Genomic DNA, 16,022 nt, shown 5'->3' on the forward strand with positions numbered 1-16,022 from the left:
TCGGTCAGTTCGACGCGAAATGACGCGAAGGGCCAGACTCGGACATCAGCCGCTTACTCGATCACCTCGTCGGCGAGCGCGAGGAGGTTGTCCGGGATATTCACGCCGAGCGCCCCGGTGCCAGCCAGGCAGCGTCCCAATACAGGCGACAAGAGCCTAGGACACGACTACCATCGTAGTCGAAAGGAATCGGGCACACATGGGTGAGCACAAAGAGGCCGTAGTCGTCGGAGCGCTCGGAGTGATCGGACGCTACATCGTCGAGCGGCTGCTCAGGCAGGACGACTGGTCCGTCATCGGTCTGTCGCGCCGTGCGGCCGGCGCCGTGCCCCGCTACCGCCACATAAGTGTCGATCTACTAGACCGTGAGGACGCGGCGGCGAAGCTCGCCGGCCTGACGGAAGCCACGCACGTCTTCTACGCGGCGTTTCAGCCTGCGGCGGGCGCCGCCGCGGGCTATGCATCGAACATCGCTCCAAACCGCGACATGCTGGTTAACGCCGTGACCGCGATCGACAGCGCGTCGTCCGCGCTGCGCCGCGTGGTGCTGGTCACCGGCACAAAATATTATGGCTCACACTTCGGGCCATTCAAAACACCAGCACGAGAGAGTGACCCGCGCCACATGGGTCCCAACTATTATTTCGAGCAGATCGACTGGCTCGCCGCCTTCCAGCGCGGCAAGCGCTGGGACTGGGTAGAGCTGCGGCCGCAGACCTTATGCGGCTTTGCGCCGGGAACGCCGATGAGTCTTGCGCCGGCGATCGCAGTCTATGCCGCGATCAGCAAGGAGCTTGGGTTGCCGCTGCGTTTCCCGGGAAAGCCTGGCGCCTATACATCGATCTACCAGGTCACTGAATCCGCGCACTTCGCCAACGCGGCGCTCTGGGCGGCGAGCACGCCTCGGTGCGGGCTCGAAGCTTTCAACATCACCAACGGTGACTATTTCCGCTGGAAGAATCTGTGGCCGAAGCTCGCGGCCGCTTTCGATATGCCAGCCGGCGACGTGCAGACTATAAGCCTTACCGCACACATGATAGACAACGCACCACTCTGGCGCGTCATGAGAGAGAGATATGGGCTGAAGCCCTACGCCTACGATGAGCTCGTAGCCTGGCCCTTTGCCGATTACGTCTTCAGTTGCGACTGGGACGTGATGTCGGACGTGACTAAATCGCGCCGCTTCGGCTTCCACGATGTGGTCGATAGCGAAGAGATGTTCGTGCGGCTCATGCGCGAGTTCCGCGCGGAGCGGATCGTTCCCTGAGACGCATCGGCGCCGCGAGAACGATCGTCTGCATGACATCCGGTCAGGGTCTTGGCCGTGTAAAAAGGCGGCGGCGAGCAAATCGCGGAGAATACTATTCCTTCAGAAGCGCCTCGGGACCTGTGAGGAGCATACTGAGCTGCAGCGCGAGGCATTTTGAAAAGCAGATTCTCCGCCGTTTCTGAGATCCAACGTTTCTACACAGCCAGGGTCAACTTCGGACTTCGGAGCGGTCCTTGGCGATGTCTGTTTTGTCCCAGCGAACGGAAATCGCAGAGCCAGCGTGGCACGTCCGAAAAGTGCCCAGGAGCCGACATCGGCTCGCCTATCCGATCACCTCGTCGGCAAGTGCAGAGGTCAGGCTAGGTCCACTGCGAGGCGCTTGAGATCGGCGAGTGAGCAGTGACCCAGAGCGCCTTCGTGAGTGGCCCGCAAGACCACGCGGGGCGCCTGGCCCGCCTCGAGTGCTTCTTGCCAACGCGGAGCACAGAGGCACCAACGGTCGCCGGGTTTCAGGCCGCGAAAGCCGAATTCCGGCATCGGTGTCGAAAGATCGTTGCCGCGGGATTTGGAAAACTCGAGAAACGCGGCGGTCATGACGGCGCAGACCGTGTGGCTACCGACGTCCTCTCGCCCAGTGTCGCAACAGCCGTCTCGAAAGAACCCCGTCATTGGGCTTATCGAGCAGACTTCGAGCCGCTCACCCAGCACGTTACGGGGTGCGCCCAGCCGACCGTCTCCATTACCGTTGTCGTCCCTCAGCATTGCCGTCTCCGCGTGCGGTGTTGTCGATCGACTGCTGATCTTTGGTGAGTCGCACCTGCGGCTTCTGACCCGTGCCATTAGCAGAAGTCGCACTCTCAGCTTGTCGTCACGTTGTGGGCACCTTGGCTGTGATGGTCATTCGGACAGCCCGGCTTTCCGCAACCCTTCCTCATATAGAAGAGGTCTTCGGCACGCCGATAAGGGCCTAGCACTTCTTTGAGGTTAGACACGTAGCGTGGAATTCACTCGCCGTATACCTCACCAGGGTCGACAACTGTCGCCAGCCCGGCACCGCCGACGATCGTACCCCGGCTTTGAGCAACGCGCGTCGAGTTGCATGACCATGCTGCACATGGCCGTCATGGGTGCAGCCAACGTGGATCCCTCCGGGCACACGCGGCCTTCCGCGGCTATCAGTGAATTTCCATCTCGGGATATAGGACCAGCTCATTGCGATCCTCCGCTGCTTTCGCCAAAGCACCCGCACTGCGCCAGCGCGAGCAAAAGATCGGCGACGACACGGTCGCTACCCGCTCCACCACGAAGATTTCGGCATGTCCCAGTTCAAGGGCAGCTGGCAAGATTGTACAATCTTTGCCGCCCGTTTGGAGGCGTCTCGTTGTCCTCAATGGACCTGCCCTGTCTTCAGGCGTGATGTCTTCATCGCGTTATGGGCGACGGAGTTCCACTTGAGGAACCGCCGGCGGGAGCGGCCATGGCAGGTGGGCAGTTGTTGCAATAGGTGCCCCGGTGTGCGTGGTGCACCGCCGATTTTGCTCATGCGCAATGCCGATGTGATCCGCGGTAAGTGGCCGGAAGATCCGGGGACAAACTTTGCGATCGTGTTGCTTGTGAAAGTTGCCAATGCGAGCAGAAGACCTTGAAGCCTTGCGCGAAGACATGCTCGCGGTCATCACCGCCGGCGCGTTTGCGCTGCGTGACACAATCGGCAAGAATGCCTTTGACGAACGGGTCATGACGGCTATGGGCAAGGTGCCGCGGCATGAGTTTGTGCCAATCGAACTTCAGCCCTACGCGTACGAAAATATTCCACTTCCAATCGGCTTCGCAAAAACAATCTCGCAGCTATTTATCCGATCGGCTCCTGGCTGAAAGCTGGAACGAGCGGATGTGGGCGGACGGAGAACCGATCAATCCCTCTCCGATCGTCGACCAAGCGATAAACGGCGGCTATCCTTGGCTTCAGATCGAGTGCTCGCGCTGCAAGGCGCCGAGCCAGGCCGATCTCGCTGCCCTGCCCCATCCACCGACAACCTTCGTTCATGATCTCGCCGGCAGGCTCGCTGTCAGAAATGCGCTAAGGCGGGCCGGCGCCCCTCGGCGACGCTGCTGCAACTAACTCAGCGGCCGCGCAACGCGCCTCCGGAGGACTGAACGTGTGCAATCTCTATTCGATGACCAAGAACGTTGACGCGATCCGTCGCCTGTTCAGCGCACTCAACAGTCGCGTTGGCAACCTGCCTTCAATGCCCGGCATCTTTCCGGACTACCCAGCGCCGATTGTTCGCAACGCGTCCGACGGTCGAGAGATCGTCATGGCTCGATGGGGCATGCCGTCCTCCCAGCAGGCGCTCTTGGACGCCACCAAGAAGCGAGCCCAGAAGCTCGAGGCCAAGGGTATGCCGGTCGATTTCAAGGAATTGCTTCGGATGGAGCCGGACAGTGGCGCCACCAACATCCGAAACGTGAGCAGCGCGCATTGGAAGCCGTGGCTCGGGACCGAACACCGTTGCCTGGTACCTTTCACGTCGTTCAGCGAGTACGACACGATCGATGGCAAGAAGGTGCCGGTATGGTTCGCTCCGGACGAAAGCCGCCCACTGTTGGCGTTCGCCGGCCTCTGGACGAACTGGACCAGCGTCCGGAAAGCCAAGGAAGGCGACGTCACGATCGATGTCTACGCCTTCTTGACCTGCAAGCCGAACGCAGAGGTGGAACGCGTCCATCCGAAGGCGATGCCCGTGATCTTGACGACAACGGAAGAGTACGATGTCTGGCTGCGCGCACCCTGGAGCGAGGCCAAGGCGCTCCAGCGGCCGTTGCCGGATGGGGCACTGAAGATCGTTGCGACCGGCGAAAAGGAAGATCCCGCACTGGCCGCCTGACATTTTGCACAGGCGGACGGAACACGTGGAAAAGCAACAGGCCATGCAATTCGGAATCCCTGACCTGTGTTAGCAGCCCGGGACGGACGGCGAGGCGTGAGGATTCGCCCGGTAGGAGCGATTTCGAATGCTGATGACCAAGGAAAAGCAACCCGCGATCCGGACGCTACGCGGCTGGGCGATTTCGGTGCTCAGCGAGGCCGGCGCCATTCGCGAATGCGAGGAGCATGGGTGGATGCAGGACCGTGCCGATCCGCATGCCCGCGACCGCGCATTCCAGATCGCTCGGACGGATCCGCCGGCCGGCGTTTCATTGCAAGTGGCTGCCGTCGCGATCGCCGAGGTACTGGACTCAATCGGCGACACCTGAGTGCCCCTCGGCGGATTGAGGCTGACTTGCCCGCGACTTGGCGAGCCACTAAAATACTGCAGATATGAAATAACTTCGTAATACCGGCCCCAGTCCCGCAATCCTAGCGGCAATTGTTTCGGGTTGCTAGGGCTGGTTGCAGGACGTCCGGAGATAACATCGGGTCTCCCGGCGATTCTAACCCGTTCGATTTTGCCGTCTAAGCGTTGGATCTCCGTGCGCGGGGATGGCCGTAAACCTTGAATGCAAGCCATGATGCGTCGCCAAGCGATTTAGCAGACGCGCGGGCAGCGCCTGCTGCTTCGGCAAGTGTCTTTCCGGCAAGAAGGGCGTCATAAAATGCTCTGGCGAAAGCCGCAGCTGGCTTGTCGCGGACAGCCCAAGTTGTGCCGACGAAGGCTCCCGCGCCCGCCCGCAGAAATACGATCGGCCATCCGCCTAACTGAGTCAAAACAGCTCCCATTCGCCCGGTTTCACAGGCATTTAGAAAGACCAACGGCCTTCTGCCTCGAAGCTTGGCTTCTGCCTCAACCGTGACGGTGTCGATCTCGATTTGATGAGGTTGTGTTTCTCCGGGTCTCGTTGTGTCGCCGATGATCAGGCTCGCGCCCTCTATCGATTGATGCGATGCGTCGGCATGACAGGAGATGTGCAATACATCGAAATCGCCATCCGCAAGAGCATCGTAGAAAGCGTCTCGGCTGGGAGGAATAGCATCCGCCGTGATCGAACGCGCGCTGAGCGAGTTTTCGGACCTACCTTTGAAATACTCCAGTTCCGCGCCCACCGGCTCCACTGATCCCATCGGATAGGTCGCATTGAAATATCGCCACTTCTTCATAGCCAACTGCCGGACCGGTGCTTCGTCCGAGAGCGTCCGCACAAGATCATAGTCCGCCAGGAATCGGTCGTCGGTCTCACCCGTGTCAGGATTGTGCAGGCGCACCAGTTCCCAAGGAATCAGCGGCTCCCAGGAAACGATCTGAACCATCTTTATGCGATCTCGTAGCGGCCAAATGACCTTTGCGACCTCCGGCTCGAACAGTTCACGGGAGAGCTTGGAGCCGAGTGCGCGTGCCTCCCGTTGCAACTGCTTGAAATCATCGACGCTCCTGAGTTCCTGAGTCACGCGCTCATAGATTCTTTCGACGAAGGCCAATGGTGTCGATGCTGGGCCGTCTCCACGATCGAGCAGCGGTCTCGAACTGAATTTCCGATAGGGAAGATCTAACGCTTCTGAATGGAGCGTAAAGTTGTAGGTTACGTTCCCTCCCTCGACGCGTTGTTCGACAAGGAGGGCCAGTTTGTCGTCGTCTGCAACGTCGCGAGCGGCAGCTACCGCGGTGCCTCGACTCCGGGTCGGCTTGGGGTCCACCGCAACAACCTCAATAACCAGGCCGATTGCGCCGAGATCTGAGCCTGCCTGACGAAAGATGATGGCCAGCCGAGACAGGCCGGGTCGCATTCCCCGAATCCAAAATGAGCCGATCCGCAGAGGCTGCTCCTGCGTTGGCGGATTCACCGTCATCTCCCGGTCGTTAATGACCTCGATCACCTGACCTTCTACCGTGAGAGAAACGACGATCGACTTGTCGGATGCTGCCTTCGTGTCCAAGAAGGACCCTCGGGGCCGCGCCGCGGACGACAATTCAATTCGAAAGGTCACCTCCTGTTCGTGGCCGACTTGAAGCTCATTGTCCGTATTTGCCGAGAGAGTTATGTCTACGGAGTCAGTTTGGTCTGCGGTCTTCTGAGGCGCTTCTTCTGATGCGGATTGATATCCCATCGGAAGTCTGCGCCCTGATCGCCCGCGCATCGGGCCGAGATCGAAGATCTCCGGCAGGTCGAGCGGGGACGAACGGCGTTCGTCCAACGGTGCCGCAACCAGATCGACCTGTTCTCCAATTCCGATTATCCGGCCTGCAGCGTCGAGGTCTACGAGACGCGAGGCGGCCGGCCCTTCCATGCCCTGTTGCAACTCAAGCCGCCGGCCACCACGGGAGCTTGCGCTCGACTTGGTTTCGTGCAGGTCCAACGCATCCTCAATTGGCCAGTCCAACCTAGTCGGAAAGTCCATCGCGTGCTGGCGCAGCTCTTCAACCCGGTATGCGTAGCGATAAACATGAGCGCCGCGGAAACGCACCAATACGATCCAGGCCGGATTGGTATGTGCGGCACGCTCCAGAACCGACCGAAGAGTACGGTTGCCCGCTACAACCAGCATTGAGCCTTTCCGGTCCCAGCGGAGGTCGGCTACGAGAAGTCCTGACGGCATTTGCGCCGAGGCGCTTTGTTCGGTCATGCTGTCCCTGCGTCGAGCACCGCGAAGGAATCTTGGGCTGTCTCGACCTCCATTCCAGAGACCGCGACGTGGTAGGCTCCTGGAACTGGCGGGATGAACTCGGCATGGTGCCAATTGTCTCGCGCGGCTACCATGGCAAGTTCTGCCGACGGCTTGGCGTCGCCTGAGCGCCAAAAAGCCACCTTCAGCACGGCGTCCCGCGTGGGCCTTGCACGTAGCACGACGGGTTCGCCCGAAAGATAGAGATCCTCAATTTCGATTGCGACACGCGTCTTTGGCTTTCTAAAAGAGCCAAGATCAATATCAAGGCCAGACACTATTCCGACCATATTGGTGATCACCGCGTCAGCATTCTGCAGTGAGCCGTGCTTGGTTGCGGCGTACATCGCGGACGGATTATCGCTCAACTCGATGGGAATTGCCGACACCTGCGGGACGGTGCCGTCCCCCGTCAGCGCATCCCCCCTATATGTCTCTAGCATTTCGATTCGACCGCCAGCGCGCTGCGCCGATTGATTTGTCTGCTGAGCGATGCCGACAATCGGGAAAATGCGATAGCCGGACGTCTGATATTGAGGGAGCTGCTGGTTTGATTTCACCGCTTCCTCGATCTCGCGATGGAACCGAAGTGCTGCTTGAGCCTTCGCGAGATCGACATTGGGTATGCCGGTCGCTTCCGCGACTCGTACCAGCCTTCCATCTCCCGAGTCGTAGCATTCATAGATCGGCAGAAGTTGGTAGATCGAGGTGAACTGACGCGAGACTTCGGATAGGTCCAAGGGGCCCATCTTGATCCCGTTCGCCAACCCATTTAGCGCGTTCAAGGAACCTCGGTAAGGTGTTCCGAAGGTCACCAACGCCTTGGTATCCTTCCAGCCTTCCATGCGTTCGAGAAAATATCGCCCGACGAGCCCGCCCATCGAATGGCACACCAAAATTAGCTTTGCGTCCGCATTGCCGCTGGAGTTGCGCCAGTTGGCCAGCCACCGCTTGGCCTCTCTTGCCAGCTTGCGCGCGGCTACCTTGTTGTGGCGCCGCCAGTCATAAGGAAATTGGAAGAAGTTCTTTCCTTCCGTAACCGCAAATCCTGTTGCAATGGCATCAGTGATCTTGCCATATCCGTCGATCTTCCACACTCCGGGGAGTAGGTGGAGATCAGGCATCAAGGCATCCGCGACGATACCGTCCTCTAGGTCGTCAACTTCCGGGTCGTCGTGCGGGAGCGCCAATGCGCGTTCCATTGTGCCGCCCAGCGTTAAAAGTGCCTTGCCGATCGAGCTAGCAGAGTATCCCCAGATGGTCGTCCCATGCTTTGTAAGCACGCTGCCAGTGATTCCTGGCAGCAGAACGATCACGTCTCTCATTGGATATCGAGGCATATGAGCTCCCCGTGCTCGGCAATTTCAGCAGGCTTGAGCCAAATCACGACTGGCTCGGAAACATTCACCGCAAATTGGAGTTACACTCCGCTCGACTTTCGATCGCCGACAGCATTTGGCCGGTCGACCTTACCGACAGCACCCGCCGGATTGACAAATCAGATGTCGCCCCGGCTTGGCGAAGGTAGATCAAAGCAATGACGATGGGCGGCCTCCTTCATATACGAGCTGCCACGTCGACCGGCTCGCGAATAAATTGCGCTGCCCAGTTATCGGAGTTGGAGGCAAGTATTGGAGACGCCCAGATTGGCGATGCCTCGATATGCATCGGTTCATACACGCCCCGACAGGCTGCCCTGAACGCGTTGCAAATGCTGCTCGACTGCTTGCCAAATAAGTCGCTGTAAAAATACTTGGCGAAGTCAGCAGCTCGTTCGTCGTCTACGTCCCACCGAAACCCTATGACATGAGGGATGTTCCGCTGACCAAGATTGGCGACCGCGTTCGCAGAACTGCCTTGGCAAGACGAGAGGTAAACCAGCCGGGTGCCAGAGGCCGCGGCGCCCTCGGCAAAGGTGTGAACCGACATTCCTTCGGCTTCCCCTGGTGTTCCACCCGGCAGTACCAGAAGCGTCAGTCCATCCCGCGTGGTCAACGAGTGTCCTGCAAAATGCACCACATCGTAACGGTTGAGCCTGAGCTTCTCCATAAGCACCGCCTCTGCCCCTCGCGGGTCAGCAGATGCCGACAGGTCCAACTCGTCCAATGTGAAGATGGTGCTGTCCTCGCCCTTGAGGGTTCTTAAATCATTGAGTTCTCGATCTATGTTATCCAGTCGGCGAAACTCGAAGGCGCTGATCCGGATCTTGCGCGTTTCCGGATCCCGCTCCCATACTCCAACTACGTCGCGGCCCGTCGTACGCGTTCGATTTTCACCAACCTGAGAACGAATAAATAGGACTCTGGCGGCTCGCAGCTCTGGCTCTTGTCTGGTCGCACCGCGAAGATTCGCGACCTTCATTCGTCGCGCAATCGGAGCATTCACCAATACGAAGGGATTCTGGGTGAAATCGTCCTCCGTGCCCATCGGCGGAAGGCCAGACAGGCGGACGGTAGCCTCGAAAGGTGCACAATAGAGCGAGGCGTCATCGACACGAAACCGGAATGCAAGGTTGCCCAACCCGCCGGCCCAACATTCCAAGTGAGAAAACAGGCCTGGACCAAGTGTTGCTATGATAAGCTCACGAAACAACAGAGCACCATCACCGTGGATTTGTCGTGCCCAGCCCGGTCTAAAAGGTGGGTTAGCGTAGGCAATTGCGAGCGTTTGCGCGGCCGAATACGTTCGAGTCGATGCCTCTGCCCATTCGATCATGTTCTCCCCGTGGCGGTTGCCCAGGAAACATTTCACAGACGTACGCTTGACGTCAAACTCGATAACATTCCATGTCGTCTTCGGGTCCGCGCGCCGGCACAGGAGCATGTCGACAAAGCTCTGCAGTACTCCAGGCTGGAGCCGGAGCTGCGGCAACGCGATGGCGCGATTTTCTGGTGTGCAGTATTCGTCGAGCTCGGAGACCCCCAGTGGGCGCGACGTGATGACCAGGGCTGGCGTTGCAACCCCGGATCTTCTTAGCTCCTGCAAGAGCCAGAGCGCTGATCGTTCTTGTCTGTCAAGTGCGGCGTTCAAGCTACGGGGTATCTGCGCGTCGAGCAGCAGAACCGAATCAGACGGTGGTGACTCCGTTATCAGTTGGCTTCTAAAAGCCGAGTCCGCATCAATTGCAACGAGGTCGACATGTGTTGTCGGACCAAGTGCCTCCCTTATTTCAAACTGCAACGCGGAATCGGAAGAGATGAGGAGAAATCTGGTAGTCATGACGCAAACTCCTGCTTACAGCGCTGCCTCCTTCGCTCACAGCTCAGTTCCTTGTAGGTCGATCGCGAACATCAGCGTCGATTGATCCATGGACCTGTATAGTTTGCCGTTGTGACGATGAACTGCGAGTTCGACCGTTCTCAACGCCAGAGATGCGACTTCTCGTGCCTGCAGTGCTGCCGCATCCATCTGGCCACCCAGTGAGGGAGAAGTCACCGAATCCGGGTCATCGACGTTTGCTACTGACAGGCTGATGTGCAGTTTGCAACCTTCCAAATCCTCAAGTCGCACCCCTATCTTTGATTTGTTCGGGCGTCTAAACAGCGCATAACTCAGCAAAGATCGGAAAGCGAACCTCAGCTGCTCAGGCCAGCCCGACACATAGAAGGGCTCAGCCTTGCCTTCCAACGGAAACGCCGAAAGTTCGCACGATTCGATGTCCTCTCGAGGAAGATCAAGGACGGCGTCCCTTAGCAGGTCTACCGCATCGAATATCTGTCTAGGTCGATCGGGCTCCTGCCGTATCGCCAAAGTGCTGGCGAGCCGTTCGTAGGTTATGTCCGCCTTGTCTAGTTGACGTCGGGCTGCGTCAATATTGTCGATGACGCCCGGGACTTTGGCGATTGACATTGCCCTCCCGAGAACGCTCTTGGCCATCATGAGCGGCAATCGAACGTGTTGAGCGACCTCGTTCACGGTTTCCTCGACGTAGCTCAAGGTACTGTGCTGCGCTTCTTGACGGAGGTCGGTAAAAAGCCAGAGGCAGTGGCCGTAGTCATCGTTCAAAGGCCGTTGGCTCGCCAATGTAGGGACATAGACCGCGGTGTCGATGCACAGTGTCAGGCGCACCTGTGCGACCGGAGTGGACGAGTTCAGCAGACGGCGGTCAGGATCATCTGCTCCAAAGCGAGCAAGATTGTCGCCGAGCAGTGCGCCGCCTGGTCTGCCGAAGAGCGCATCGGCCCAGCGGTTCGTAAGGCGCAGCTTTCCGGCGCGGTCAACAATCACGACAGCCTGCTCGACCGCATCCAGGAGAGACAATTGTACGGCCTTTAGCCAACGCCGTCGCAGGAGCTCCTCGCATTGCGCCAGAAGGTCATTGAGCGCGACCATGTCTGGTCCCTGAAACGCGTTTTTCATGCCAGACTCGATCGAGAGCATCCATTCGATCTCGTCGCGACTCGGCGTCGGAGACTGTTGGACCACGCGGATCGGGAATGCCAGCGCGGAGCGGCGGCCTGGAATGACCGGCTTGTAGTCAAATTGGCATTCAGCCTCGATGTCTGGCTCTGCTAGCGCCGTGTTGTCTCTCAACGCTGCACCGAGGAGACCCTCGGTTAGCGGTTGAGTATACCCATAGTCAACGTCGGGAGTACCGGTGCGATTACATTGGTAGACGATGCGGAAGAGACCATCCCTTCGGTCGATTGAGAAAACCGCGACGTAATCCCACCCGAAACAATCGGCAATACCTTCACCTAGGCATTTGGCCAATTCCTCGTATCTGTCGGCCGTTGCAAGTCGCTTTTGGAGCGTTCGGACCCGGTCTTCGCGCCGACGCAAGAGGTTCGCTTCAGCGACCAGAAGGGCTTTCTCGACACCCAGATCGCGCATGAGCGCGATTTCCGAGCCATCGTACCGACCTGCTTGCTCGGAAAGTAATGTCAGCGAGGCGCGGATTCGCTGTCCTCCACCGGCGATCGGCAGCGTTACCCAACCCTTCATTCCACTCATGACGATATTCTTAAGGACAGAATCTTCCTCTATGCCCGGCGTCAGATCAATTGCGGTGGCACGAAGATCATCGCCCCACGTGCGGCCGCTTAGCAGAAAATCGTGGACTTTCTCGCCGAGTGGAAACCATGCTGTTGTCCATCCCCATTCGGGCTTGGGGTGCACCACCAGGGTTTTGTGATGCCGCATGTCTTCCGTGTACACTCCGAAGGTGGCGAGATCGTAAGGCACTATCTTTCGAACTGCCTCCATGACACCGAGAACAAGCTCTTCGGGCTCGTAGTTGGGCACACTCAGGACATGTTGCAATTCCGCCCGAACCAGTTCCTCCGCTATTGGGACAATAGTGATAATTGCACCGGAGCAGCCCTCTGACGCATCGAACGAAGGAGCAACCGTTATCCGAACCGGAATAGTTGTTCTCCCCAACGATATGAGCTCTGCCTTCTCCTTGCGACCGTCAGGTGATTTGAACCAATCAGAAAAATTTTTCGGAGCTTCTCCGGCGTCGCAGTCGGCGAACATCAAAGCCGCTTGCCGACCTTGCAGTTCGGTTCGGCCTGCTCCAATGAGCTGCTCGGCGCGATGGTTCGCAAAGACGATCTTGCCCTCCGGATCGAGCCGTAAGACGCCGTCGGGAAGGGTATCAAATCGCGCCTCCTCTTCCTCCACGCCGAGAAGGAGTGCATATGCCCCGGGTCGACCGAGCTCGTCAGTTAGGGGGCCCAATTCCCCTCGAAGATGAATAGAGGGGAGATTGCCACGATGCAGATCCAAACGCAGACTTTGTCGCTCTTGAGCCGAAAGAGCCGCTCGTACATCTGCAGATCGTGGTCCAAACAGAGAGGCAAAATCTCGTCCAACTGCATCGGGAAGGAGCGCCCTAAGAGCGTCGTTCGCGTACGAGATGATACCTAAGCCATCAATCTCCGCCACGGCGAAGCTGGTACGAACCAGTGCGGTATCAAGCGTATCATAGCGTGTAGATAAGGCTCTTGAGATTAGATCGTCATATTTCTTTAGGATTGAAGCGCCGTCGGCCGAAAGTTCTCCCGCTAGAGCTCTGTCGCGCGTTGCTAGAAGGGGTGCGAATACCTGGGAGAGACCGCCCGGGCCACGCTCACGCAGCAATCCAACCAGGCGCCTGATTTGAATATCCGCGCTTTCCTGCGCCGGAAAGTCGATGGTCGAAGCGACCAGGGCGTCCGTAGGAATGACATGGCTTTGAATGTCGACCACGTTACCCTCGCCAATTTAAAAATGCGAATTTTCAAAGAACGAATCAACTTCAAGCCAGCCAGTGGTTGCAGTCAAGTGAACTACTTCACACTAGATCAGAGTTGCTCAGACAAGCGTCAGAAAGGTCAGTTGCTCTGCCATATCCCAATGCGCTTCACGGCCAACACGAGATCAGTGACTTTCGCGATGTTGACAATCGAGCGGGACCAGGATTCCGAGCCAACCGGTGGCCTTTGGGCCCGGGACCAGGCCGAAGGCTTTGGTGTCTGCGGTCCAGCTCTTTGGATATGAGACGGACGCCGTGAGGGGCAGATCAATATTTCCGCATCTGGTCCGAGACTGCCATGCCGCAAGTAGCCGCCGCATGCCCGCTATTTGACACCGACACCTTCATCGAGGTGACGAAGGAGGAGCTCGAGAACGTTGCCCTGGAATCGACGCGAACTATCGAAATCGACGAGTTCGTCGACCGCAGTGAGATCGACCCGCGGTATCTGATCCGCCCCTACTATCTGTGTCCGGACGGCAAGGTCGAGCACGACGCCTTCGCGGTCATCCGCGAAACCATCCGCGATATGAACAAGGTCGCAATCGGACGCGTCGTTCTGACGAACCGCGAGCACATCATTGCGCTTGAGTCTCTGGACAAGGGGCTGATGGGAACGCTGCTGCGCTATCCCTACAAAGTCCGCGCCGCGGAGGAGTACTTCGACGATATCCAGGATGTCAAAGTGACCAAGGACATGCTTGATCTCGCCAAGCACATCGTCAATCAGAAGGCGGGCCATTTCGAGCCGGACAAATTCGAAGACCAGTATGAAACTGCCCTGATTGATCTCATCAATCAGAAGCGCGCTGGCAAACCCATTGCCGCGAAAGAACGTCCCGGGCCGAGAACGTCGTGGATCTGATGGATGCGCTGCGCAAGAGCATCGGCGGTGGTGCGGCAGCAACTGGACCAGCGAAGAAGCCGGCCAAGAAGCCGCGGGCGGCGGCCGGCCAAAAGGAGATGCTGATGCCGGTCGCGGGCAGCCGGCGAAGGAAGCCGCGGCCAAGAAGCCGGCGGCCAAACCGCAGCGGAAGTCAGCTTAAGACAACGGCGCATCCTTCCCTGGGACAGAGGAAAGGTGGGGCGCCATTTTCGTCGGGGTTCGGCGCGTTGGGCGCGTCCGCTGGTAACGGACCGGGCTCTCGTGAAACGTGCCGCTTCGCGTCCCGGCCATCCGGCTTCGATCCCTCGCGCGATCACGAGTCGCTTGCCGGAGGCACTCGCTCTCAGGTCCCGCCGTCATTTCATTCCGGCGTCGCTATCACTGCCCCGAGCTCGGGTCGACGGGCAGCCATCTATCGCAGAGAGCGACGCTCGTGACCCAATGTATGGTCCGGCCGCGCGTTGCAAGAGGTTTCGTCAACCTGGCAGATGCGGTCTTGCATCAATGTATCCGGCCTCTGCTTGGAGCGTGTGGTGCTCCGGGCCATCATGGATATCAGCGCGCATGCGAGCTGATTAGCGGACAGGCCTCGACCGGGCCATTTGGGTCACCAGTGTTCGCATGCGCCGGGAAGACCGATCCTCCATCGTCGTCTCATCCTCTCGCAGACCTCGGCGGGTAAGGGATGTTGGTTACCTCATCGATAGCTCCTCACTTCGCGCTGTTCCTTTGTTCGTGCCTGGCGGTCGTTCCTTCGTCCCGGCCTGCGCGCGCAGACGCGCCACGCGCAAGGGCTGTCAAGGCCGGCCGTCGTGCTGTCCTGGCGTCTTGCGCTGGCGCTGCCAGGCCGCGCCTTGACGGCCCCGAGCACGGCGCGAGGATCAGGCAGGTCGGGACGCCGTCTCCTCCGTCTTGACGCATTCGAAGGCGCGTCCCTTGTTGAGAACCGCCCACGCGATCCGGGCGAGCTTGTTGGCGAGCGCAATCGCCAGCACGTTGTGGTGCAATCGTTTCTTGGCGGCTTCGATCCAAGATTTGAGGCCATAGCGCTCCCAACACTTGACCTTGACCAACACAACCCACGCGGCTTGCACGAACAGCGCGCGCAGGTAGCGATTGCCGCGCCTTGATATCTTGCCGAGGATCGTGCGATCGCCGGTCGATATCTGCTTCGGCACCAGTCCAAGCCAGACGCCGAAGTCGCGGCCTTTCGAGAACACGTCTCCAGTGCCGATCGCGGCCACCATTGCGCTCGAGATAAGCGGGCCAATGCCGGGCACCGTCATCAGTGGCTCGCAGGCCTCATCTTGACGGGCCAGCGTTTCGATTTCGCTAGATAGCCCCTCGATACGCGCATCCAGTCGGCACCAGTCTCCCGCCAGATCCTCGATGATGCGCAACATGCGAGACAAGAGCACATCGGTGCGTGTTGCCAGGATACCCGGCAACTCGGACCGCAGCGAATGCAGGCCTTGCCGCACGGCGATACCCCGCTCCAGCAGGAACGCACGGATCTGATTGATGACGCCGGTACGCTGACCGACCAATCGATCGCGGACGCGGTGCAGCGCCTGAAGGTCGAGCTGATCGGCGGTCTTGGTCGCGACGAACTTCATGGTCGGGCGTTGGACAGCCTCGGCGATGGCTTCCGCATCCCGGAAGTCATTCTTCTGTCCCTTCGAATACGGGCGCACGTATTTCGCCGGCATCAGGCGGGCATCGTGGCCAAGCATTTGGAGTTTGCGACTGAGATGATGCGCGCCGACGCAGGCCTCCATACCGATCAAGCACGCCGGCAGGTTGGCGAGCCGCGTTTCCACCTGGCCGCGTGACCACTTCTGCCGCAGCACGATGGCACCGCGGTGATCATGACCCACGATGTGGAACGAGTTTTTGCCGATATCGATGCCGATCACGGCGATCGTCGCGTTGAGTTTCTGAGACATGGCGTGCTCCTTGTCTTGAGCGCCCCTTGCCAGCTTCTCGTGCTGGCAGGGCCGGAGCACGGCCGGACCATCCCATTAGCAGA

The 16,022-nt window shown here is 59.0% G+C and carries 10 protein-coding genes and 2 pseudogenes; 6 read left to right on the forward strand and 6 right to left on the reverse strand.

Annotation, left to right across the window (positions count from 1 at the left end; genetic code table 11):
* Nucleotides 1–199 precede the first annotated feature (199 nt).
* A complete protein-coding gene (locus tag YUO_RS0133960; protein ID WP_028351217.1) occupies nt 200–1,267 on the forward strand; it encodes an SDR family oxidoreductase in 1,068 nt (355 codons plus the stop codon).
* Between the two features lie 357 nt (nt 1,268–1,624).
* Here the strand turns inward: YUO_RS0133960 and YUO_RS0133965 are convergent, their stop codons facing one another.
* Entirely contained in the window at nt 1,625–2,032 is a 408-nt protein-coding gene (locus YUO_RS0133965; protein WP_028351218.1) for a DUF2237 family protein, read from the reverse strand.
* 864 nt (nt 2,033–2,896) lie between these two features.
* Between YUO_RS0133965 and YUO_RS49150 the strand changes: the two genes are divergently transcribed.
* The 4 genes and pseudogenes from YUO_RS49150 (at nt 2,897) to YUO_RS0133985 (ending at nt 4,528) form a co-directional block, all read left to right on the forward strand.
* The gene (locus tag YUO_RS49150) at nt 2,897–3,145 is read left to right on the forward strand and encodes a hypothetical protein (protein WP_083754833.1); all 249 of its coding nucleotides are present in this window, start codon (nt 2,897–2,899) and stop codon (nt 3,143–3,145) included.
* Nucleotides 3,036–3,427, forward strand: a pseudogene (locus tag YUO_RS48210) (hypothetical protein). Before YUO_RS49150 ends, YUO_RS48210 begins: the two are co-directional and overlap by 110 nt.
* 2 nt (nt 3,428–3,429) lie before the next feature.
* Nucleotides 3,430–4,158 carry an SOS response-associated peptidase gene (locus YUO_RS0133980; RefSeq protein ID WP_028351219.1) on the forward strand — a complete coding sequence of 243 codons (729 nt, stop codon included), beginning with the start codon at nt 3,430–3,432 and terminating at the stop codon, nt 4,156–4,158.
* A 127-nt stretch (nt 4,159–4,285) separates the two neighbouring features.
* Nucleotides 4,286–4,528, forward strand: coding sequence for a hypothetical protein (locus YUO_RS0133985; protein WP_028351220.1), 243 nt, complete (start codon nt 4,286–4,288; stop codon nt 4,526–4,528).
* A 199-nt stretch (nt 4,529–4,727) separates the two neighbouring features.
* On the opposite strand, the gene YUO_RS0133990 is transcribed toward YUO_RS0133985, so the two are convergent.
* The 4 genes from YUO_RS0133990 to YUO_RS0134010 form a co-directional block, all read right to left on the reverse strand.
* A complete protein-coding gene (locus tag YUO_RS0133990) occupies nt 4,728–6,830 on the reverse strand; it encodes a CHAT domain-containing protein (RefSeq protein WP_028351221.1) in 2,103 nt (700 codons plus the stop codon).
* Complete coding sequence (locus YUO_RS42640) at nt 6,827–8,194, reverse strand: lipase/acyltransferase domain-containing protein (protein ID WP_051379788.1); 1,368 nt, start codon at nt 8,192–8,194, stop codon at nt 6,827–6,829. Before YUO_RS42640 ends, YUO_RS0133990 begins: the two co-directional genes overlap by 4 nt.
* Nucleotides 8,195–8,426: 232 nt before the next feature.
* On the reverse strand, nt 8,427–10,088 hold the full coding sequence (locus YUO_RS0134005; RefSeq protein ID WP_028351223.1) for a CHAT domain-containing protein: 1,662 nt from the start codon (nt 10,086–10,088) through the stop codon (nt 8,427–8,429).
* Nucleotides 10,089–10,124: 36 nt separating this feature from the next.
* On the reverse strand, nt 10,125–13,061 hold the full coding sequence (locus YUO_RS0134010) for a PAS domain-containing protein (RefSeq protein ID WP_198028151.1): 2,937 nt from the start codon (nt 13,059–13,061) through the stop codon (nt 10,125–10,127).
* Nucleotides 13,062–13,438: 377 nt separating this feature from the next.
* Between YUO_RS0134010 and ku the strand changes: the two are divergent.
* Nucleotides 13,439–14,153 (forward strand): annotated as a pseudogene (gene ku, locus YUO_RS42645) (non-homologous end joining protein Ku); the annotation flags it as partial.
* A 721-nt stretch (nt 14,154–14,874) separates the two neighbouring features.
* Here the strand turns inward: ku and YUO_RS0134030 are convergent.
* Nucleotides 14,875–15,939, reverse strand: a complete 1,065-nt coding sequence (locus YUO_RS0134030) for an IS110 family RNA-guided transposase (protein ID WP_028347586.1) — start codon at nt 15,937–15,939, stop codon at nt 14,875–14,877.
* Between the last annotated feature and the right edge of the window lie 83 nt (nt 15,940–16,022).

This window comes from Bradyrhizobium murdochi, assembly GCF_000472965.1.
GTDB classification, from domain to species: Bacteria; Pseudomonadota; Alphaproteobacteria; order Rhizobiales; family Xanthobacteraceae; genus Bradyrhizobium; species Bradyrhizobium murdochi.

What these genes read in the sequence shown, in the direction of transcription:
- YUO_RS0133960 (WP_028351217.1), top strand. Translation starts at nt 200, where the DNA reads ATGGGTGAGCACAAAGAGGCCGTAGTCGTCGGAGCGCTCGGAGTGATC.
- YUO_RS0133965 (WP_028351218.1), bottom strand. Translation starts at nt 2,032, where the DNA reads ATGCTGAGGGACGACAACGGTAATGGAGACGGTCGGCTGGGCGCACCC.
- YUO_RS49150 (WP_083754833.1), top strand. Translation starts at nt 2,897, where the DNA reads ATGCGAGCAGAAGACCTTGAAGCCTTGCGCGAAGACATGCTCGCGGTC.
- YUO_RS0133985 (WP_028351220.1), top strand. Translation starts at nt 4,286, where the DNA reads ATGCTGATGACCAAGGAAAAGCAACCCGCGATCCGGACGCTACGCGGC.
- YUO_RS0133990 (WP_028351221.1), bottom strand. Translation starts at nt 6,830, where the DNA reads ATGACCGAACAAAGCGCCTCGGCGCAAATGCCGTCAGGACTTCTCGTA.
- YUO_RS42640 (WP_051379788.1), bottom strand. Translation starts at nt 8,194, where the DNA reads ATGAGAGACGTGATCGTTCTGCTGCCAGGAATCACTGGCAGCGTGCTT.
- YUO_RS0134005 (WP_028351223.1), bottom strand. Translation starts at nt 10,088, where the DNA reads ATGACTACCAGATTTCTCCTCATCTCTTCCGATTCCGCGTTGCAGTTT.
- YUO_RS0134030 (WP_028347586.1), bottom strand. Translation starts at nt 15,939, where the DNA reads ATGTCTCAGAAACTCAACGCGACGATCGCCGTGATCGGCATCGATATC.